This window comes from Nonomuraea sp. 10N515B (assembly GCF_052245915.1).
Lineage (GTDB): Bacteria > Actinomycetota > Actinomycetes > Streptosporangiales > Streptosporangiaceae > Nonomuraea.
The window spans coordinates 62747-83251 of record NZ_JBQQBQ010000045.1; the positions used below are offsets into that span (position 1 = coordinate 62747).

General features: G+C 71.4%; 19 protein-coding genes. 10 read left to right on the plus strand and 9 right to left on the minus strand.

The genetic code is table 11. The features are described 5' to 3' along the window. Positions 1 to 133 precede the first annotated feature (133 nt). Complete coding sequence (locus ACTWQA_RS42680; protein WP_443164584.1) at positions 134 to 454, minus strand: SAM-dependent methyltransferase; 321 nt, start codon at positions 452 to 454, stop codon at positions 134 to 136. Positions 455 to 533: 79 nt separating this feature from the next. On the opposite strand from ACTWQA_RS42680, the gene ACTWQA_RS42685 reads away from it, so the two are divergent. Beyond that, on the plus strand, positions 534 to 914 hold the full coding sequence (locus ACTWQA_RS42685) for a BlaI/MecI/CopY family transcriptional regulator (RefSeq protein ID WP_443164585.1): 381 nt from the start codon (positions 534 to 536) through the stop codon (positions 912 to 914). Positions 915 to 920: 6 nt separating this feature from the next. Here ACTWQA_RS42685 and ACTWQA_RS42690 read toward each other — a convergent pair whose 3' ends face one another. Together ACTWQA_RS42690 and ACTWQA_RS42695 are read right to left on the minus strand one after the other, a co-directional pair. Further along, positions 921 to 1730, minus strand: a complete 810-nt coding sequence (locus tag ACTWQA_RS42690; RefSeq protein ID WP_443164586.1) for a methyltransferase domain-containing protein — start codon at positions 1728 to 1730, stop codon at positions 921 to 923. 66 nt (positions 1731 to 1796) lie between these two features. After that, a complete protein-coding gene (locus ACTWQA_RS42695; RefSeq protein WP_443164587.1) occupies positions 1797 to 3077 on the minus strand; it encodes a BtrH N-terminal domain-containing protein in 1281 nt (426 codons plus the stop codon). A gap of 270 nt (positions 3078 to 3347) precedes the next feature. Between ACTWQA_RS42695 and ACTWQA_RS42700 the strand changes: the two genes are divergently transcribed. Then, the gene (locus tag ACTWQA_RS42700; RefSeq protein ID WP_443164588.1) at positions 3348 to 4466 is read left to right on the plus strand and encodes a hypothetical protein; all 1119 of its coding nucleotides are present in this window, start codon (positions 3348 to 3350) and stop codon (positions 4464 to 4466) included. Between the two features lie 64 nt (positions 4467 to 4530). On the opposite strand, the gene ACTWQA_RS42705 is transcribed toward ACTWQA_RS42700, so the two are convergent. Then, the gene (locus ACTWQA_RS42705) at positions 4531 to 7299 is read right to left on the minus strand and encodes a helix-turn-helix transcriptional regulator (RefSeq protein ID WP_443164589.1); all 2769 of its coding nucleotides are present in this window, start codon (positions 7297 to 7299) and stop codon (positions 4531 to 4533) included. 101 nt (positions 7300 to 7400) lie between these two features. On the opposite strand from ACTWQA_RS42705, the gene ACTWQA_RS42710 reads away from it, so the two are divergent. Continuing rightward, positions 7401 to 8015, plus strand: coding sequence for a LysE family translocator (locus tag ACTWQA_RS42710; RefSeq protein ID WP_305919150.1), 615 nt, complete (start codon positions 7401 to 7403; stop codon positions 8013 to 8015). Positions 8016 to 8020: 5 nt separating this feature from the next. Then, positions 8021 to 8560: a TetR/AcrR family transcriptional regulator gene (locus ACTWQA_RS42715; protein ID WP_443164590.1), complete on the plus strand. Its 540-nt coding sequence runs from the start codon at positions 8021 to 8023 to the stop codon at positions 8558 to 8560. Positions 8561 to 8562: 2 nt separating this feature from the next. On the opposite strand, the gene ACTWQA_RS42720 is transcribed toward ACTWQA_RS42715, so the two are convergent. Together ACTWQA_RS42720 and ACTWQA_RS42725 are read right to left on the minus strand one after the other, a co-directional pair. Continuing rightward, positions 8563 to 10017, minus strand: a complete 1455-nt coding sequence (locus ACTWQA_RS42720) for a flavin-containing monooxygenase (protein WP_443164591.1) — start codon at positions 10015 to 10017, stop codon at positions 8563 to 8565. Positions 10018 to 10115: 98 nt separating this feature from the next. Beyond that, positions 10116 to 10289: a hypothetical protein gene (locus ACTWQA_RS42725; RefSeq protein ID WP_305919153.1), complete on the minus strand. Its 174-nt coding sequence runs from the start codon at positions 10287 to 10289 to the stop codon at positions 10116 to 10118. Between the two features lie 105 nt (positions 10290 to 10394). Between ACTWQA_RS42725 and ACTWQA_RS42730 the strand changes: the two genes are divergently transcribed. Both ACTWQA_RS42730 and ACTWQA_RS42735 read left to right on the plus strand, forming a co-directional pair. After that, a complete protein-coding gene (locus ACTWQA_RS42730; protein ID WP_443164592.1) occupies positions 10395 to 11177 on the plus strand; it encodes an SURF1 family protein in 783 nt (260 codons plus the stop codon). A gap of 3 nt (positions 11178 to 11180) precedes the next feature. Continuing rightward, entirely contained in the window at positions 11181 to 11492 is a 312-nt protein-coding gene (locus ACTWQA_RS42735; protein WP_327585263.1) for a DUF3817 domain-containing protein, read from the plus strand. Positions 11493 to 11513: 21 nt separating this feature from the next. On the opposite strand, the gene ACTWQA_RS42740 is transcribed toward ACTWQA_RS42735, so the two are convergent. The 3 genes from ACTWQA_RS42740 to ACTWQA_RS42750 form a co-directional block, all read right to left on the minus strand. Further along, the gene (locus ACTWQA_RS42740; protein WP_443164593.1) at positions 11514 to 11705 is read right to left on the minus strand and encodes a hypothetical protein; all 192 of its coding nucleotides are present in this window, start codon (positions 11703 to 11705) and stop codon (positions 11514 to 11516) included. A gap of 116 nt (positions 11706 to 11821) precedes the next feature. Beyond that, complete coding sequence (locus ACTWQA_RS42745; RefSeq protein ID WP_443164594.1) at positions 11822 to 12889, minus strand: protein kinase domain-containing protein; 1068 nt, start codon at positions 12887 to 12889, stop codon at positions 11822 to 11824. A gap of 104 nt (positions 12890 to 12993) precedes the next feature. After that, a complete protein-coding gene (locus ACTWQA_RS42750; RefSeq protein WP_443164595.1) occupies positions 12994 to 13878 on the minus strand; it encodes an arylamine N-acetyltransferase family protein in 885 nt (294 codons plus the stop codon). 72 nt (positions 13879 to 13950) lie between these two features. Here ACTWQA_RS42750 and ACTWQA_RS42755 point away from each other — a divergent pair, with 72 nt between their 5' ends. The 4 genes from ACTWQA_RS42755 to ACTWQA_RS42770 all read left to right on the plus strand — a co-directional run. Beyond that, positions 13951 to 14634 (plus strand): response regulator transcription factor, encoded by a 684-nt coding sequence (locus tag ACTWQA_RS42755; protein ID WP_327585266.1) that lies wholly within the window; start codon positions 13951 to 13953, stop codon positions 14632 to 14634. Continuing rightward, positions 14631 to 18323, plus strand: a complete 3693-nt coding sequence (locus ACTWQA_RS42760) for a DUF4153 domain-containing protein (protein ID WP_443164596.1) — start codon at positions 14631 to 14633, stop codon at positions 18321 to 18323. Before ACTWQA_RS42755 ends, ACTWQA_RS42760 begins: the two co-directional genes overlap by 4 nt. Positions 18324 to 18331: 8 nt before the next feature. Further along, on the plus strand, positions 18332 to 19930 hold the full coding sequence (locus ACTWQA_RS42765; RefSeq protein ID WP_443164597.1) for an N-acyl-D-amino-acid deacylase family protein: 1599 nt from the start codon (positions 18332 to 18334) through the stop codon (positions 19928 to 19930). Positions 19931 to 20079: 149 nt separating this feature from the next. Beyond that, a partial coding sequence (locus ACTWQA_RS42770; protein WP_443164598.1) for an alanine racemase occupies positions 20080 to 20505 on the plus strand: 426 nt, incomplete at its 3' end.

Below are 20505 nucleotides of genomic sequence, written 5' to 3' on the forward strand. Positions count from 1 at the left end.
GACGGAGGCGCCTTCACCACCTAGGCCGTTCCATGCCGTGACATCACGTGGAACGGAGGGCGGCACGCCGTCGGCAAGATCGGCGGGGAGAAGGGCAGGCATGATCGCCTGGCGTTGCCCGATCGCGGCGGCCTCAGGTCCGGCAGGCGACGCCGGCCACGACGTTGTAGCGGGTCAGGTCCTGGCGGATCAGGTCGTCCGGCTGGGAGCGCCAGTCGGCCAGCGGCACCAGACCAGGCTCGAGGAGCTCCATGTCGCCGAAGTACGACATGATCTCCGCTCGGGACCGCCAGGGGTCCTCGTCGTCGTTGACATGGTGCAGAACGGAGACGAGCAGCAGCCCGACCGGCTTGCCGAAGTCCAGGAACTCCGCGACCTCGGCGTTGTCCAGAATCTCCCCCGGGCGTCGCAGATCGCCCTCCACCACCGTGGTGACGCCGTTACTACTACGCACGTTAGTTGCCAGTCGGGTGGCCGCCTCGCTCCCGTCGCGATGAGGGCGCGCGACTACGACGGCCGGTAGCATTGACGACATGACGCGCGGGTTGGGCGAGCTCGAGTCCACCATCATGGATCACATGTGGGCGCGCCGCCGGCCTGCCTCCGTCCGTGACGTGCTGGAGGAGCTGCGGCAGGAGCGCCAGATCGCCTACACCACCGTGATGACCGTGATGGACAAGCTGCATACCAAGGGCCTGCTCAAGCGCCGGGCGGTGGGCCGGGCCTACGTGTACGAGCCGGTCGCCTCGAAGGAGGCTTATACCGCCGACCTCATGCGCAGCGCGCTGGCCGGCAGCGGCAACCAGGCCGCCACGCTCGTGCACTTCCTCGAACGGCTCACCCCGGAGGAGACGACCGCGCTGGAGGCGGCCCTGCAGGTGTTCCCGCCCAAGGGCAAGCCACCACCGCACTGACGCACCCTACGCGCGGCCCGCCGCCATGAAGAGCGGCAAGGCCAGGAACATGCGGCCGGACCGGGCGCGCTCCGCCTGCTCGGCCACCCAGACACTCTCCTGCTCGGCGGTGATGGCCCCGGCCGCACGGACGGCCGCGGCGGTCCGTGCGAGCAGCGGCACCATCGTGGCGTCGGTGAAGACGGCCGTGTGCACCTCCACCGTCACGTCGTCGAATCCGGCGTCGAGCAGCAGGTTACGGTGACGGCGGGCGACACGGGGGTTGGGGATCAGGTCGGCGCGGGCGTGCACGATGGCGCGGGTGAGCGCCGGGTCGTCGGAGTCGATGACCTGTGTGTCCCAGTCCTGGCCGACCAGCACGACCCGCCCGCCCGGCACGAGCACCCGCCTGGCCTCGGCCAGCGCCTTGGCGGCGTGCCCATGGTCGCGCTTGCTGCGGCCTCCGTTGGCTCGTCCCTCGCTCTCTCCGGCCTTTCGCGCCGCTCCGTCGGGGAGCAGGTGGAAGACCTTGTCGGCCCGATACCCGGCCACTTCGCCGTCCTTGAGCGGCAGGTCGCAGGCGTCACCGACGCGGAAGTCGGCGTCGGGCCACCGGCCGCGGGCCACCGCGATCACCTCCTCGCTGAGGTCGACGCCGATCGCCCGCGCACCGCGTTCCGCCAGCTCGCCGACCGCCCGCCCGGCGCCGCAGCCCACGTCCACCACGCCCGCCCCGTCCTGGAGGTCGAGCAGCTCGTACGAGCGGGCACGCAGCGCGTCGGCGGCCGGCATGGCGTCGGCGGCGTCCAGCAACTGGATGAGTTCTGTCATCGACATGGCAGCCAGCATGCGACTTCAAGTCGGCTTGAAGTCAACCGGCCGGACGCCGAACTTCCAGAAGTCTCAGCTGATGAGCTCCGACAAGTGGCGAATCGCGGCGGTCTCCGCCTCGTGAATGGTGCCCAGGCGGGCGCTGAGCTCGGCGAACAGCTCGGACGGGTCGGTGGCGGCGAGTGACTCGTTCGCGGCGGCCCGTGCCTGCCACAACTGCCGGCCGGTCTCGGCCGCCTCCTCCCCGCCCGCGCTGCCGTCCGCCATGACGCTCTCCTTGATCGCGGCGGTCAGCTCGCGGACGCGGGCGAACTCCGGCACCTCGGCCGGGAGCGCCGCCTCGGCCAGCCCGTGCCAGAGGGCGGAGATCTCCCTGAACCGGCCGGCCAGCCCGGCCAGCTCCGGCTCGTCCAGCAGGAGCGCCGCCTCGTCCAGCGCGTCGGCGAACAACTCGCGCAGGTTCCCGCCGTCCATGCCGACCGGCTCCGCGCCCTCCCACAACGACAGCAGCGCGTCGGCCAGGCCGCGGCCGTCGGCGAAGACCTTGGGCCAGGCCTTGGCGTTGCGGGTGTCGGTCAGCAGCCGCGCCCACTTCCGCCAGGCCGGCAGCGAGAACGAGTCCGAGGGCGCCGACAGATGCGTGGCGCAGTCCCGCAGACCCTCGCGAGCCGCGTCCGCCAGCGTCGCCTCGTCCAGCTTGGCGTCGCCGAGCACATGCATGACGTTCTTGTACGACGGCACCCGCGCCCGCGCGGCGTCCAGCCGCTCCCGCGGGATGCGGATCGGCGCCTGGCCGCGGTCGTCGAGGCAAACGCCGCTCTTGTCACGCCGATAGGCCACCACGGGGCCGCCACCGTGCCCGTCGAGCGCGGCGGGCAGCTGCCAGTAGCCGAGGTGGTAGCGGTCGGGCAGGATCACGCACGGCCGCCCGGCGTCCAGCTCGGCGGCGAGCCGATCACTGGCGGCCCGAGCTCCGGCCGTCCGGTGCTCCTCGTACGGGACCCCGAGCCGGCCGAGTGTCTTGGCCATCCACCGGTCGTGGTACTGCCACTGGTTGCGGAAGCCCAGGGTCACGTGGCGGGAATCGTCGTGCTTGAACTCCCACAGGATGTAGCCCGCGCCGATGCCGCCCCCGGCCAGGAACACCAGCGGCTCGCTCACGGAGGCGCCCTGGTTGACCAGGACGGAGGTGATCGCCGCGCTGGACGGATCACGCCCGCCGACGAACCGCCAGCCCACGTCGGAACGCGCCTCTGCCTGGCCCAGCACATGGTCGCGGGCTGTCGTGTAGCTCTCGCCGGTCTTGGCCATCCGGGCGCGGATGCGGGCCTTGAGCTGCTTCTTGCTGGTCATGACGGCTCTTCCTGCGACCATCGCCAGGACCCGGCCCACGCCCGCGGCCCGTGGCGGCCGCGAAAGGATCGCCTGCCGGTCAGACCACCGCTCCCGAGGCGCGTCACGTCCCCTTTGCCCCCGCTGCCGGCGCGCCGCGTGGGAGCGCGCTCAGGGGGTTGGGCGGGAGAGCACCGCCGCACCTCGGATCGTAGTACAGCCACCAGCACCAGGCCAGATTTTGCTGGGGTAGTTGGGGCACATGGTTATGGTCTGCACCAGAATGGGGGGATGGCATACCCTCCACAGCCTCCGCAGCCCCAGCAGCCACAAGGGCCGTGGGGCCCGCAGGCACAGGGAGCACCGCAGGGCCCCGGCCAGCCTGGGTACGGCCAGACGCCCCCGCAACCGGGATACGGCCCCAACCAGCCGGGACCGACGGTCCCGCAGCCCGGCTACGGCCGGCAGGGCCCACCTGGACAAGAGAGTCCGTACGGCCAGCAGAACCCACCGGGCCAGCCACACCCGTACGGCCAGCAGAACCCACCTGGGCAGCAAAACCCGTATGGCCAGCAGAACCCATCCGGGCAGCAGGGCCCCTACGGGCCGCAGAACCCATACCCGCAGGGCCAGTACCCCCAGCCTGGCCCGGGCCGGCAGTTCAGCCCGCCGCCCCAGCGCAACAACGGCCTGATCATCGGGCTCTCGGTCGCCTTAGGGGTGCTCCTCCTGGGCGGCGGCGCGATCGGCGCGGTCTTCTACCTCAACTCTTCCGGCCCGGCGACGACCGTGGCCCTGCAGAGCACCGCGCCTTCCGTCCCCACGGCGACGCCCGAGCAGTCGGACCCGCCCTCGACCACCCCGTCGGACCCGCCCACGTCCGAGCCCAGCACGGCCCCCACCGACCCCACGCCCACGTCGAAGCGGGCCCAGCCGGGTTCGCCGCTCACGCACAACGAGTTCGACGACTGGAGCTTCGGCCTGGGCGGCGTCAAGTTCAACGCCAACAAGGTCGGCGGCTGGACGTACAACTCCTGCGACCCGCTGGACGGCGAGGGCGTGCTGGCCAAGTACGACTGCGAGCGCGCCATCGAGGTCGCGTACTCGGCATACGGCGGGCACCTCAAGGCGGTGCAGCTCATGATGTCGTTCCCGAACGAGAAGGCAGCGAAGAACACCGCCACGCGGCTGTCCAAGCTCACTTCGGACGCGGTGACGTGGCGCAAGGACAAGGCGCACACCACGTACGCGTACGGGAAGATCCGGTCGAGCTCGTCCAAGAAGTATCTGATCATCACGATCGTCACCGCGGACAAGTCGGCCAAGGCCCGGGCCGAGAAGTTCCACGCCTACCTGCAGACCGACCACGCGAGTTACTTCCTGATGCGCGACCTGACGATCACCAGCTGACGGCCCGGCACCCGGCGGCGGTCCGCACGAGCTCGCTGCTGTGCACTGATGCACACCCGCCGCACTATGTCAGCAGTCCTCGCCGGCGTGCTGCCGCGGCCGCCTGGGTGCGGGTGGAGACCTCCAGCTTGCCCAGGATGTTGGAGACGTGCACGCTCACCGTCTTCTGGGCGATGAACAGCCGCTCCGCGATCTCCCGGTTGGTGAGGCCCTCGGCGACCAGCCGCAGCACCTCGAGCTCCCGAGCCGTCAACCCGCCGTCGCCCTGCCGTTCGGCGCCGCCTGGACCCCCGCCGCCGGCGATGCCGAACCGGGCCCGCCGCCCGAACTCCAGCAGCGCGCTCTCCAACGGCGCCGCCCGCAACTTGCCCGCCGTCTCCCTGGCCAGCTCCCACTCCGCCTGCGCCGCCGCCCGGTCACCGGCCGCGAGCAGCGCCTCGGCGAGGCGCCAGCGGGCCCGCGCCACCTCGTAGACGAAGCCGAAGTCGAACGCCGAGACCACCTTCCGCCACGACTCCACGTCATGGCGGCCGTGGACGCGGTGCCACTCCGCCTCGGCCCGCAGCGCCCACGCGATCCCCTCAGACCCCAGATGCCCGCGCTCGCCGGTAAGGCCGCGCTCGACGACGAAGCGGACGCGCTCCAGCAGGTCGTCGGCGCCCTCGGTGGTGCCGAGCTCGGCCAGCGCCCACAGCCCGACGGTGGCCACCCGCAACACGCCGTGCTCGCCCGGGATCAGCATCGCCAGGACCTCGTGCACGTGCTCCAGCGCCGCGGCCGGATCGCCGTGCCACAGAGCATGCTCGGCCGCCAGACCCCTGGAAATGTAGCCGACCAACTCGTCGGACCAGAACGGCCGCAGCCAGCCGAGCCGGCTCCCGACCGCGGGCAGATCCCGCCCGACCTCGACGAACAGCGCGAACGACGACAGGGTCGCCTCATGAATCGTGCCGACCCGCACGGGGAAGCCGGCGGCCACGGTCTCCGCCTGGTCCCACTCGCCCGCCACGTAGTGGATGAGGAAGCGCAGGAAGCGCAGGTCGGTGCCGTAGGTGCTCCACTTGAGCCCGGTGTCGACGGCCATGCGGATGCCGTCGTCGGCCATCTCGGCGGCCGCTGCCAGGAATCCTTGCTCGTGGTGGATCCGGGCATGATGGAAGCGGGCCCGCAGGTCCATGGCGAGGTCGCCTGAGCTCTCTCCGGAGGCGAGCTCGAGCAGGTCGTGCGCCTTGTCCACGTCGCCCTTGCGCTCTAAGTAGGAGGCCAGCACGATCAGCGCGCCTGCCTCGGCGTCCTTGGCTCCGGCCGAGCGGGCGGTCTCCAGCGCCTTGATGGCGAGGACCTCCGCCTCCCGGTGACGCGGGCTCCAGAGCAGTGTGCGGGCGTGGGTGGCCAGCGCGCGGGCGAGGGAGGCCGGGTCCTCGGCGCTCTCGACCGCCCGCTCGGCCGCCGCGATGGCGCCCGGCTGATCGTCGGTCTCGTAGAGGTAGTAGGCCAGACGCTCGCTGACCTCGGACGTCTGCGGCAACGCACGCAACTGGACGACGGCCCGGTGGTTGTCGCCGCTGTCGGCCGCCATCACCGCACTGCGGAAGGCCAAGGCCGTCCGGCTCTCACCGGCCAGCTCCTCCGCCTCGTCCACCCGATCCCACAGGCTCAGCGCCTGGTCGTAGTGTCTGTGCGCCTCGGCGGGCGCGCCCAGCCGCTCGGCCAGCCGACCCGCCTCGGCGCAGGCCGCGAGCGCGCCGGCCAGGTCGTGGCCGGCGAGGTGGTGGTGCGCCAGCTCGGCAGGGGAGGTCAGCAGGCGGGCGAAGGCGGCGTGCAGCCGGGTACGCTCGCCGGGCAGCAGGTCGGTGTAGACCGCTTCCTGCAGCAACGCGTGGCGGAAGGCATAGCCGAAGCCGTCGACCCTGAGCAGCCCGCGCGAGACGATCTCCCTGACCGCCTCCTCGAACTCGGCCAGCGGCAGCCCCGACACCTCCCTCAGCAGCTCGTCCTCCACCCGCCGCCCGGCCACGGCGGCGGCCCGAAGCACCTGCTGGCCGGGCTCGGGCAGGACCTCGACCCTGGACATCAGCAGACTGGCCAGCCCGTCGGGCAGGTTGTCGCCCTCCGCCACGGCCGCGAACAGCTCCTCGGCGTAGAACGGATTGCCGTCGGCCCGCTCGACGATCTCGCCCAGCTCGCGGGCGTCGACCTCGCCCAGCGTGGCCACGTAGTCCGACAGGTCGCCCGTCCCGAGCGGCCCCAGCTCGACGCTGGTCACCGTGGGCAGGCGCTTGAGCTCGGCGAGCACGGACCGCAGCGGATGACGGCGGTGGATGTCGTCGGTGCGGTAGGTGCCCACGACGCAGACCTGCTCGGTCTGCACCATGCGGCTGAGGAAGACCAGCAGGTCGCGGGTGGAGCGGTCGGCCCAGTGCAGGTCCTCGATCACGAACAGCACCGGCTGCACGTCGGCCAGCAACCCGAGCAGCGAGCCGAACAGCCGCTGCTGGGTGAGCCCGGTCGAGGGCGCGCTCTCGGTGCCGGGCAGCAGCTGGCCCAGCATGGGATGCGCGGCGGCGGCCTCGCGCACGGGCGGCTGGGCGCCGCGCAGGGCGTCGGCCAGCGGCAGGTAGGGCAGCGCGTCACCCAGCTCGGCGCACTGGCCGACCAGCACGTGGACACCCCGCTCGCGGGCCTGCTCGACCAGCTCGGAGACCAGCCGGGTTTTGCCGATGCCCGCGTCCCCGCCGACGAGCGCGACGCCGGCCGTGCCCTCGACGGCAGACTGGAGCACCCGCACGAGTCTGGCCAGCTCCGCTGAGCGCCCGACGAGAAGACCGTTCACGTCAGCAACTATGCCACGCCGCACCGACAGTCGATTGGTCCATGAAATTGGCCTTCCATTGGCACTCGGAGCCGTACCAAAGCGGACCTAAGCTGCTCTTCATGATCTCCCCCACCACGTACGTCTTCTTCGTCAGCGCCTCGCTGGTCTTGGTGCTCATCCCCGGCCCGAACCACCTGTACATCACCGCCAGAGGGCTCGCCCAGGGCCGATCGGCAGGCCTGGCCAGCGCCTTCGGCGTGGAGGCCGGCACGCTCGTGCACATCGTCGCCGCCGCGGCGGGGCTGTCGTACGTCATCTCGCAGTCGGCCACGCTGTTCGCCCTCGTCAAGTGGGCCGGCGTCGCGTACCTGATCTATCTGGGGATCCGCGCGTTCACCGGCAAGCAGGAGGAAGGCCGGACGCCGCCCCCGCAGCCGCTGCGCAAGGTCTTCCTCGAAGGCGTGCTGGTCAACGTGCTGAACCCCAAAGTGGCACTGTTCTTCCTGGCGTTCCTGCCGCAGTTCGTGGACCCCGGCGCGGGCTCCCCCGCGCTGCAGGTGGTGGTGTTCGGCCTGACGCTGCTGCTGCTGGGCCTGCTGTCGGACATCGTGTACGCGTGCGCGGCCGGCGCCCTCGGCACCCGCATCAGCAGGCAGACCAGAGCCCTGCGGTACGTCAGCGGCGTGGTCTACCTCGGCCTGGGCGTGGCCACGGCGTTCACCGGGAGAAAATGACCCGTATGGCGCCGAGGAAGCAGCAGGAGATCTTCGATGCGACGTTGCGGCTGGTCGCCGAGAAGGGCTACGACGGGCTGACCGTGGAGGGGGTCGCCGAGCGCTCCGGTGTCAACAAGACGACGATCTACCGGTGGTGGCCGTCGAAGGCGGCGTTGCTGGGGGCGGCACTGGTGGAGGCGGACGTGCTGGGGTTCGACACCCCGGACACGGGCAGCCTGCGCGGCGACCTGGTGGCGCTGGTCGAGTCCGTCAAACGGCTGCTCACCGAGCCTCCGGCCAGCGACATCGCCGTCACCGCGCTGGCCGCCGCGGTGCGCCACCCGGAGCTGGACGCGCGCAGGTTCTTCGCCGACCGGTTCGCGCGGGAACGGGAGATCTTCGAACGTGCGGTGCGGCGGGGTGAGCTGAAGGAGTCGGCCGATCCGATGCTGATCGTCGACCTGCTGGCCGGGGCGGTGTGGATGCGTACGGTGTTCCGCGGCCTGCGCGTGCCGGACGACTTCGCCGGCGAGGCGGTGGCGGCGCTGCTCGACGGCGTCTGACGTCAGTAGATGAGCTCGTACGCGTCCGGCCGCACCCGCCTGGTACGCGCCCAGTACTCGAACGTGAACCCGGGCCAGATCGTCCGGTTCACTCCATGCTCGTCCAGATACCAGGAGTGGCAGCCGCCCGCGTTCCACACCAGCGGGTCGAGCCGCGCGCGCAGCCGCCGGTTGAACGCCCGCTGCGCCTCGGGACGGACGTCGAGGGCCCTGGCCTGGGTCCTGGAGAGCAGGCGCAGGCCTTCGACGACGTAGCGGACCTGCGATTCGATCATGAAGACGACGGAGGTGTGCCCGAGGCCGGTGTTCGGGCCGAGCAGGAAGAACAGGTTCGGGAAACCGGCCGTGGCGATGCCGTAGTAGGCCTCCACGCCTTCCTTCCACGCCTCCTGGATCGTCAGCCCGCCGCGGCCGGCGATGCGCCGGTCGGCGAGCGCGTCCACCACCTTGAAACCCGTGCCATAGATGATCATGTCCACCTCGTGTTCGACGCCCGCGGCGTCCATGATCGACCGCTCGCGGATCTCGGTGATCCCGTCGGTGACGAGTGAGACGTCGTCCCTGGTCAGGGCCGGGTAGTAGTCGCTGGAGACGAGGACGCGCTTGCAGCCGATCAGGTAGCCGGGCGTGAGGGCGCGGCGCAGTTCCGGGTCGGGGACCTGTGCGTCCAGGTGCCTGAGCGCCAGCCTCTCGTGAGGCTTCATCAGGCGCGGGTGCACGGCGAAGCCCAGGGCCCTGGTCTCCAGGGCCCAGTAGAGAGCGTTGCGCAGGGTCCTGGTCGCGCCGGGCAGGCGGAGGAGCCTGCGTGCGCCGGGCGAGAAGGCGAAGTCGGGCTTGGGGATGAGCCATGGGGGTGTGCGCTGGAAGACGGTCACGTGAGCGGCCGCCGGGGCGATCTGGGGGACGAACTGAACAGCGGACGCGCCGGTGCCGATGACGGCGACCCGCTTGCCGGTCAGGTCCGCCGAGTGGTCCCATTCGGCGGAGTGGAAGGCGGGACCGGCGAACGACTCCCGCCCCACAATTTCGGGAAATTTTGGGATGTGGAGGGCGCCAATGGCGGAGACCACCGCGTTCGTCCGCAGGGTCTCACCGTCCTCAGTGGTGACCGACCAGGCACGGCGGTCGTCGTCGTACTCAAGAGCGGCGACGTTCTTGCCGTACCGGATGTGCGGCGTCACGCCGTACTTGTCCGCACACGAGCGCAGGTAGGCCTGGATCTCCTCTCGTGGCGGGAACATCCGGGACCAGCCGGGGTTGAGCTCGAACGAGAAGGAGTAGAGGTGCGACGGCACATCGCACGCGCAGCCGGGGTAGGTGTTGTCACGCCAGGTGCCGCCCAGCTCGGCGGCCTTCTCCAGGATGACGAAGTCGTGGTAGCCGGCTTCTTTCAGCTTGATGGCCATGCAGATCCCGGCGAAGCCGGAGCCGACGATCACTAACCCTGGGTCGCCCATGAGGAACCTCCTATTGGACTCACCGTCCAATGTAGGTCATGCGAGGCCACCACGAAAACCCGCCACGGCGTCGTGGCGGGTCGTCCTGGGCTCGGGGCCTACTGGAGGAGGAGGAAGGCGGCGACGCCGATGACCACGATCACCGCGACGATCGCGAGGATGGGCAGCAGGGGCGACTTCTTGGGCTTCGCCGCGGCCTCCTGCTCACGCGCGTGCGCGAACGCTCGGAAGGCCTGGGTGTTGCCCGCAGGGTCGATGTGCTGGTCAGACATGGCCAGCAGCCTAGCGTGATCGGCTGTGCCGTTTGTGCTGTTTGGCGGGATCTGTAGACAACCCCTGATGAGGGGACCACCCTATTCGGCGGATAGCTTTGAAGCATGCTCAGGACCCTTCTCTCACCCCGCGTCATGGGGTTGCACCTGCTCACGATCGGGGTCCTGATCGCATTCATCCTGCTGGGACGCTGGCAGCTCGGCGTTTTCCAAGATTCGGGAAAGCCTCAGGCCGCCGCGGACCCAGGGCCCGTCACGGTCGCCACGCTCGCCCCGGTGGGCGCCCAGATGAGCGGAGAGGGCGTCGGCCGCAGGGTCACGGCGGAGGGCGTTTACGAGGCCGATCGCCAGCTGCTGGTGGCCGACCGGCGGGCCGACGTCGACGCCCCCGGCGGCAAGGCCTCGCAGGGCGACGGCTACTGGGTGCTCACCCCGCTCAGGCTCGACGACGGCACGCTGATGCCGGTGGTGCGGGGCTGGGTGGCCACGAGCGACGACCCGGCGGTGTCGGCCGTCCCGCAGGGCAGGGTCGCGGTGGCCGGGCGGCTGCGGCCGCAGCAGGGCACCGACAGCGTGCAGCGGCGCTCCGAGGGCCTGCCGGCCGGTCAGGTCCAGACGGTGTCCACGGGCGAGCTGATCAACCTGTGGACCGGGCAGAAGGTACGCACCGGTTATGTGGTGGCGCAGCCGCCGTCCGGTTCGCTGGCCCAGGTCAAGGTAGCGCCGCCGGAGGTCGGTGGCACGCTGACCTGGCGTAATCTGGCATATGCCGCTAACTGGTGGATCTTCGCGGGATTCGCCGTTTTCATGTGGTTCCACTTCGTCCGCGACGCCGTACGGGCGGATCGGGACCGCGCCAAGTCCCCTCAGATGGCTCTGGAAGGTTAAATCGTGGAATCGGCTCTGAAGCCCTTCCGGGTGCTCGCCTACGTGGTCGGCGTCATGCTGCTCGTGCTCTGCCTCGCCATGGTGCTGCGTTATGGTTTCGGCGACGCGGCCATGTCGAAGATCACCGCGCCGATCCACGGCGGGTTCTACATGATCTATCTGCTCACGGTCATGAATCTGGGCATGAAGGCACGCTGGACGTGGCAATACATGCTCGGCGTCATGCTCGGCGGCACGGTGCCGTTCCTGTCGTTCTACATCGAGCGCAGGGTGACCCAGCGCGTGCAGTCGGCGCTGGCCGCGGCGGAGGCCTGAACGACCCCCGCCGATCGGGACTCAGCGGCCGATGCCGCGCCTGCGGACCCTCTTGAGCCGCTCGCGCTGCGACGGGTCGAGCATGAAATAGCCGACCACCGGGGCGGCGATCAGGCCGAGGACGACCAGCAGGGTGACCCATCCGGGCAGGAAGATCAGCGAGATCAGAACCGCGGCGCCGGCGCCTATGGCGTACTTCTGGACTGGCGACATACTCAACTTCCTCCGAGCTTCGTCCGAGCACGGAGCGCGTGCCCCGCCTCTTCCCCATTCTGCGTCGTGGATCCAACGAGTGAGCCTATTGTCTTGGTTCCCACTCGCGATGTATCTCAATGACGCGCCACGGTGTGCAGGTCCCGGCGCAGCTCGTCCAGGGACGGGCGGTCGGCCGGATTTCCCGACAGCAGCCGGGCAAGGATCGGGGCCAGCGGGCCTGCCCTGCCCAGCGAGGCGCCCGGAGCGGGCGGCGTCCCCTCGACGGCGGCGAAGAGCGTGGCCCCGAGCGACCACAGGTCGGCCGCCGGACTCTGCCCGCCCTCAGGAGCCGTGTAGGCGGGCAGGGTGCCCGAACGCAGCGACGGGAGCAGGGTCGCCCGGCCGTGCGCGTCCATGAGAACGTTCCCGGGCTGCACCCCGCCGTGGATCCCTCGCTCGAGCCGGTCCAGCGCGGCCAGCCCGATCGCGGCCACCTCGGCGGGCGGCAGCGGCCCCAGTGACTCGATGAGCGAATCCAGCGGCTGGTCCAGGGCCAGTCGTTCGAGCGTGTCGCGGATCACCTCGACCGGTGGCGGTCCCGTGGGGTGCAGCGTCGCCCTGATCAGCGACCTGAGCGGGTCCGGGCCCTCGGCAGGCGCCTGGCCCGGCGGCCTGCCCTCGATCGCGAAGTGCAGCGTGGCGCCCAGCGACCACAGGTCCGCCGACGGCCATGTGCTGCGGCTCGGCAGCCCGAACCCGGTCAGCACCGCCCGGCCCGTCCTGGTGAGCAGCACGTTGCCGGGCTCGACGTGCCCGTGCACGATCGCCGCCGCGTGCGCGGCCGTGAGCGCGGACAACACGCCGACGCCGGCCCTGGCCGCCTGCATGACGGGGAGAGGGCGGCGCGAGCGCACGGTCTGCTCCAGCGACGACCCCGAGACGAACTCCATGATCAGCCACGGCGTATCGTCCTCGACCACCACGTCGAGCACCCGCACGATCGAGCCGTGCCGGAGCGCCATCGCCCGGCGCGCCCGGTGCAGCGCCGCGTCACGCAGCTCGGGCTGGATCCGCAGCTGCCTGACCGCGACGTCACGGTGCCCGTGTTCGTCGAAGGCCAGGCGCACAGAGCCCGCGCCCAGGGGGTTGAGCAGCCGGTATCTCCCGGCTAGCTTCCTGGTCTCTCCCATTTCGAGGTGCACGATAGCCTCCGTCCGCACCCCGTGGCCATCACGCCCTGTTCATGGCCTCACTTCGTGAGGCGGGTTCGGTCGCCATACGCCGCCGCCTTCCCCCGCTCTGGTCGCTACGCTCCCGCCGCTCCTCCAGGCGACGGCACTCCCTCACCGCCGGCCATCCAGGCTTCGTGCGCGTCGTGCAACCTGCGCCAGAGCTTGTCCTTCTCCTCGGCACTCACATCGTCCAGCGGCAATGAGAACACATCCGCCAGCGCCGCGTAATAGTCGCGTGCCGTGCTCAGCGTGACCGCGTTGGCGCCGACGCCGATGCGGGACAGGACGAGCCCGCGCAGGCTGTCCACACCCCAGGCGTCCCGCCGCTGGACCGCGGCCACGCGGACGAAGCCGGACGTCGGAGACGTGGTCAGATGGCGGTGCATCTCCACGAACGCGGACATGTCCGTGGGGGCCGCATCGAAGTCCATGCCTTGGAACGAACCACTGGGATCGTGGTCGAACCGCCAGCCGCCGGGCGCGATCTCCGACGGGCGCAGGACGTACTCGAAGGGTCCTTGCCGGTACGTGCCCGCGACCAGCGGCAGCGGCTCGTGCAACGCGTCACCGAGACCGAGGTCCACCAGCCACTCGCCGCCAGGATTGTCATCCGACGGCAGGCCGCGCACAGTCAGCACCAGGTGGTTGGCGTCGATGTTGGCCTCGCCGCCGCGGGGCTGCACGCCGCCGACGTGCCTGGTCACGTCGTAGCCGAGCGCCATGGCGAGCGCGGAGAAGGCGCCGTTGAGGTGGAAGCAGTAGCCGCCCCGGCCCCGGATGATCCGCTCGGCGGATTCGAGGGGGTCGACGGTGGTGGGGCGGCCCAGCCAGATCTCCAAGGCCTCGTAGGAGACCTTCTCGATGTGCGCGACGTGCAGCGCGCGCAGGTTCTCAGCGCTGACGGGGGCGTTGAGGAGATGGGGCAGACCGATGCGGCGGAGGTACCCGGCAGTGTTCACCCGCCAAGTCTGCACCGTTTATGCACGCTAAGGAGGTAGTCGCCTGCACAGGGCGCTTCTAGGCTTTCGTACGTGGCAGAGCAGCGACGCATCCTCGTGGTCGAGGACGATGAGACGATCGCGCTGGCCGTACGGAATCGGCTGGCCGCCGAGGGCTTCGACGTCAGGGTGGCCGGCGATGGGCAGGATGCCCTCGTCCAGTACGGCAAGGCGGATCCCGACCTGGTGATCCTTGACCGGCTGCTGCCGGGCATCGACGGGCTGGAGGTGTGCCGCCGGATGCAGGCGGCCAGGCCGGTGCCGGTGCTCATGCTGACCGCGCTCGGTGAGGAGACCGACGTGCTGGTCGGCTTGGGGGTGGGCGCGGACGACTACCTGGCCAAGCCGTTCAGCATGCGCGAGCTGGTGGCCCGGATCCACGCGTTGCTGCGCAGGGTGGAGCGGGCGGCCCAGCTCGCCGTCGAGGACACCGTGATCAGGGTGGGCGAGGTGGAGATCGACACCGCGGCCCGCCGCGTGTTCGTGCGCGGGCTCGAGGCGCAGCTCACCAGGACCGAGTTCGACCTGCTGCGCCGTCTGGCCGAGCGGCCCGGACAGGTCTTCGAGCGCGACCGGCTGCTGTGCGACGTGTGGGGTTTCTCCGAGGCCGCCGCGACCAGGACCGTGGACAGCCACGTCCGGGCGTTACGCCGCAAGCTGGGCTCCGACGTGGTGCGGACCGTGCACGGCGTCGGCTACGCGCTGGTGCGGCAATGAGGCCGCTGGACTTCCTCGGCCGGATCAAGGTCAAGCTCGGCATCGTGATCGTGCTGGCCGTGGGGACCGCCTTCGTCGTCAACGAGGTCGGTCTCAACTCCGGGTTGTCCCGCGAGGTACGCATCGCGGTCGCCGTCGTCCTGGCCTTGATCATGGTGCAGGTCCTGGCCATGGGGATGACCAAGCCGCTGCGCCAGATGGCCAGCGCCGCGCAGACGATCGCCAAGGGCCGCTACGGGCTGCGGGTCACCGCCACCTCGCGGGACGAGGTGGGCGAGCTGGCCAGGGCGTTCAACGCGATGGCGGCCGACCTCGGCGAGGTGGACAGGCAGCGCCGCGAGCTCGTCGCGAACGTCAGCCACGAGCTGCGCACCCCGATCACGGGGCTGCGCGCCGTGCTGGAGAACGTCGTGGACGGCGTCTCGGCGCCCGACCCCGTCACCATGCGGACCGCGCTCGCCCAGACCGAGCGCCTCGGGCGGCTCGTGGCGCAGCTGCTGGACCTGTCGCGGCTGGACTCGGGGGCACGGCTCATGGAGCCCGAGGCCATCGAGCTGGCGCCGCTGATCGAGCAGGCCGTGCGCGAGGCGGCCCTGGCCCGCGAGGATGTCGTGATCCGGGCCCAGGCGCCGGGCGATCTGGCGCTGAGGGCCGACCCCGACCTGCTCGCGCAGGTCCTCGCGAACCTCCTCGACAACGCGGTGCGGCACAGCCCCCTGAACGGGGTGGTGACCGTGAGCGGGGCGGCGGAAGGGGCCGGCGTGCGAGTGGTCGTCGCCGACCTGGGGCCGGGGATCCCGGCCTCGGCCAGAGGGCGGGTCTTCGAGCGCTTCTCCCGGCTGGACGCGGGGCGGGCGGCCGACTCCGGGGGCGCGGGGCTGGGGCTGGCCATTGTGAAGGAGATCGTCGAACTGCACGGGGGTTCCATTCGCATCGACGATGGTGCGGGGTGCCGCATGGTCGTCGATTTACCAGGGAGGACGACGATGGCTGACGCGCCGTTAGAGGCGGAACAGCAGCAGCCGGCGCTGGACACGCGGCCGGATCCGGCCGCCGTGCCCGCTGAGGGGGGCGTCGTGACAGGGGTCGGTGCTTCGGTGACCGGCCGCTTCGCAACCGCACCCGGCCCGATGACCGCGGGGGCTGATCCGGACGGGCTTGTGGCGGCAGGCGCCGGGCCTGCCGGCGACGGCACCGTCGCGCGTCTGGCCGACAGCGGCCCGGCAACTGCCGTCGGCGCTCCGTTCGACAGGGAAGCCGCGATCGCGGCCGGCGCCGCGAACGACAGGCGTCCTGCGAACGTCGCAGGCGCCTCGACCGCCGGCGGGAACACCCCAAGCGACGGTCGTGCCGTGGCGGGCATCGGTGCCGGGGTGGGCGCCGGTGCGCTAGCAGGCGGCAGTGCCCTGGCGGGCAGCAGTGCCCCGATGGGCGTTGGTGTCCTGGCGGGCGGCAGTGCCATAGCGGGCGGCGGTGCCGTGGCGGTGGGGCCGGGTGCACTCGCTGGAGCGGCGCTGGGCGCACCGAGTCCGCCGTCGCCGGGCAGCGCGTTGGCCAGGATGATCGGTGGTGGCGTGGTCGGGGTGCTGATCGGCTTCCTGGTCGGCATGTTCGCCGCCGTGCTGGTCAGCGTGACCGCCGGGGATGCGATGGCGTTGGTCACGCTCGTCATGAGCACCGCGGTCATGGGGGCGATCGGCGCGTCCATGGGCGTCGGCTCGGCCCGCCGGGCGGCGGCCACGGCCTACCAGTCGGCGTACCATGCGGCCACCCATTCCATGGCGCAGGCAGGCCAGGCAAGGGCACCACTGGCAGCCGCGGCGGCGGGACAGGCCGCAGGCCAGGCAAGAGCGCAGCCCGCAGCCGCGGCAGCGGGAGCGGCCGCAGGCCAGACAGGGGCGCAGCCCGCAGCCTCGGCGGCACCGCAGGCCACGGGCCCGGCAGGAGCGCAGCCCGCAGCCCCGGCGGTACCGCAGGCCGCAGGCCAGGCAGGGCCGCAGCCCGCAGCCCCGGCACCGGCACCCGCGCAGGCGAAGGCGCAGGCGCAGGCCGCAGGCCAGGCAGGGGCACAGCCCGCAGCCGCGGCGGCGGCGCAGGCCACAGGCCAGGCATGGGCACAGGCCGGAGGCCAGGAGGTAGGCCGGGCGGCCGGTCCGCCCGGGACCCAGATGGGAGGGCGGTTGGTGCCGCAGGCAGGGGGGCAGGCGCCACCGCCGCCGTATGTGCCGCCGCCGTTGTTCCCGAGGCCCGAGTTGCCCGAGACACCCCGATGGTTGTTGCCCGCCGCGGCCGGAGCAGGCGTGTTCGCGGCGGTGGCGTTGCCCGAGGCACAGGTCGGGCTGGGCATCGTGCTGGTGTCCATGGTGCTGGGCGCGGCGGCGCTGCCGGCGGTGGCGCGGCGGATGACGCCGTGGACGGTGGCGTTCGGGCTGACGGCGTACTGGCTGATCGCCATGGCGGCGGTGCGCGACGCCGACTGGCTGGTGGCGATTCTGCTCGTGGCGGGAGCCGGGCTGGGTGCGCTGGCCGTGTCTGGGGCGGGCGCCGGGTGGCTGGGCGTGATCAGGGGCGGCGTGTCCGTGCTGCTGGCGCTGGGCCCGGTGCCGTGGTTCCTGGCCGTCCCGTTGAAGAAGCTGACGGCCAGGCGGCGCGTCATGCCGATGCTCGCCGCACTCGGCATCACGGCGGTGCTGCTGCTGGTGTTCGGGCTGCTGTTCAGCTCGGCGGACGCGGTGTTCGCCTCCTACGTGGAGCGACTGACCACCGCACCCGCCTGGGCGGAATCGGCGCCGATGCGGATCTTCCTGTTCGGCGTCTTCGCCGTGGTGCTGGCGGCCGTGGTGCTCGTCGCGCTCCGGCCGGTGGTCGACCCCGTCGGCCCGGACACGAAGTTCACGGTGAGCAAGAGCATCTGGGTCATCCCGCTCACGGCGGTGAACCTGCTGTTCGCGTCGTTCGTTGCCGTGCAGATCACGGCGCTGTTCGGCGGCAACACGTGGGTGCTGAAGACGGCGGGGCTGACCTACGCGGAGTATGCCAGGGAGGGGTTCTTCCAGCTCGTGGTGGTCAGTGTGTTCGTGCTCGGCATGGTCGCGGTGGCCGGCGGGCTGCTCAAGACCGAACGCCGCGAGCGCTGGGTGCTGGCCTGCCTGCTGGGCGTGCTCTGCGGGCTGACGATGGTGGTGCTGGCCTCGGCCCTGCACCGGATGAACCTCTATACCGAGGCATACGGCCTGTCCAGGCTGCGGATCACGGTGCAAGCCACGGTCTGGTGGCTCGGCACGGTGTTCGCGCTGGTGCTGCTGGCCGGGGCGGTACGGCTCGGGGGCCGCGGCTCCGGCTGGCTGCCGCGGACGATCGTCCTGATCACCGGCATCGGCCTGGGTGCGTTCGCGATCGTGAACCCCGACCTGCGGGTCGCGTACACGCAGGTGGAGGTGCGCGGCGTCGCCAAGATGGACTCCGACTACCTGGGGAACCTCGGCGCGGAGGCGGTGCCGGCCCTGGACCGGCTGCCGGAGCCGCAGCGCAGCTGCGTGCTGGCCGACGTCGTCAGAGCCAACGGGCTGGATCGGCCCGACCCGTGGAACGGCTGGAACATGGCCCGCGCCGAGGCGCGCGAGCTGCTGGCCGTAAAACCGATCGACAAGTCGGCCGTCTGCGCGGAGGTGTCGTCGCGCTCTGATTGAATCCTGAGGTGAGGTTCGACGTAGTCATCAGCGGTGGGCGGGTGCTCGACGGCACGGGCGCCCCGCCGTACCGGGCGGACGTGGCGATCGACGGCGATCGGATCGCGGCGGTCGGCCGGCTGGACGGCGCGCAGGCGCAGACCGTGATCGACGCCGCGGGGCGGTTCGTCGCGCCTGGCTTCGTGGACTGCCACGCCCACGGCGACGCGGCCGTCTTCGACCCGGCGGTGCAGCAGGCGGCGCTGCGACAGGGGGTGACGACGTTCGTGCTGGGGCAGGACGGGTTGTCCTTCGCGCCCGGGTCCGCCGAGACCGTCGCCTACGCCTCACGCTACTTCGCCGCCGTCAACGGCCCGCCGGCCAAGGGCTCCCACTCCGGGGAGCATGTGCCGCCGTTCGAGGGATCCCGCTCCGGGGAGCACGTGCCGTCGTTCGAGGGATCCCTCTCCGTCGGCGAGTTGCTCGCCTCCTATGACCGCGCGGTGCCGCTCAACACCGCATACCTGCTCCCCCACGGCACCATCCGCTACGACGTCATGGGCCCGTCCCCCGATCCGGCCACACCGGACGACCTGGCGAAGATGCTGCGGCGCGTCGAGCGCGGTCTGTCGGAGGGCGCGGCCGGGCTGTCGAGCGGACTCGAATACCTGCCGGGCCGATATGCCACCGCCGAGGAGCTGGCCGCGTTGTGCGAGCCGCTCGGCGCTCTCCCCTATGTCACCCACATGCGGGCCTACGGTGCCAGGGCCGGCGTGGGCATGGCCGAGGTCGTCGAGATCGCCGGCCGCTCCGGCGCCGCCGCGCACGTCTCCCACCTGCACGGGCCCGCCGACGTGCTGCTGCCGCTGGTCGAGGACGCGCTGGCCAAGGACGTCGATTTGACCTTCGACACCTACCCCTACCTGCGGGGCAACACGATCTTGGCGATGTACGCACTGCCGCCGTCCGTGCCGGGCGCCGAGCCGGACCGCGCGCTGGAGATGATCGCCTCCGGGGAGTTGGACGGCTGGTGGGCGACGCTGGCGGAGTCGTGGCCACGGCTGACCATCTCGCATGCCCCCGGCATGGAGTGGAGCGAGGGTCTGACCATGGTGGCGGCGGCCGAGCGGGCCGGAGTCGAACCGGGCGAGCTCTGCCGCCGCCTCCTGACAGAGACGCGCCTGGAGGCGGGGGTGGTGTTCGCCCGCCCCGACGAGGGACCCGAAGGCGAGGAGTCCGTACGCCGGATGTTGCGCCATTCCTCGCACACCGGCGGCTCCGACGGCATCTACGTGGGCGGGCATCCGCATCCGCGGGGCTACGGGGCGTTCGCCAGGTTCCTCGGGCGGCATGTCAGGGAGCTGGAGGACTGGACGTGGGAGCAGGCCGTCGTGCACCTGGCCTCGCATCCGGCCAGGCGGTTCGGGCTGGCGGAGCGGGGGCTGGTGCGGGCGGGGTTCGCGGCCGACGTGGTGGTGTTCGACCCGGCCGCGGTCGGGGACCGGGCGACGTACGCGGCGCCGCGCATGCTCGCGGACGGCATCGACGACGTGCTCGTGTCGGGCGTGCGCGTGCTGGCCGGGGGCGAGCTCACCGGTGCCACCCCCGGACGCGCGCTCCGCTCCTGACCGCCGGCGCCCTGGCGAAGGCTGACCGCCGGTGCCTGGGCGAGGGCTGACCGCCGGCGCCCGGGGCTGCGCTCGTGGACCTTGGGACGTGGGCGTGGGATCCGTTCCTGGTCATTGGGATAGGGTCGGACCGGGATGAAGGGGGTGCTGTGCAGTCCGTCCTCGAACAGGCCATCCTCCAACAGGCCGACCGGAGACTGTCGATCTTCGACGGCGGGCTCGGCTTCCCGCTGATGGTGGTGCATCGGGACGCGCTGGAGCACAACGTCGCGACGATGGCGGCCTTCGCCGGTGACCACGGGCTGGAGCTGGCCCCGCACGCCAAGACGCACATGTCAGCCGAGATCGCCGCTCTGCAGCTCGCGGCGGGCGCCTGGGGGCTGAGCGTGGCGACGCCGCGGCAGGCCCAGGTGGTCCGGGGGTTCGGGGTCGATCGCATCATGGTGGCCAACCAGGTCGTGGATCCGGCCGGGCTCGCCTGGGCGGCTGCCGAGCTGGAGCGGGATCCGGCGTTCGAGTTCCTGAGCTTCGCCGACTCCATGGCCGGCGTGCCCGGCGGGAATGTCCAACCCGAA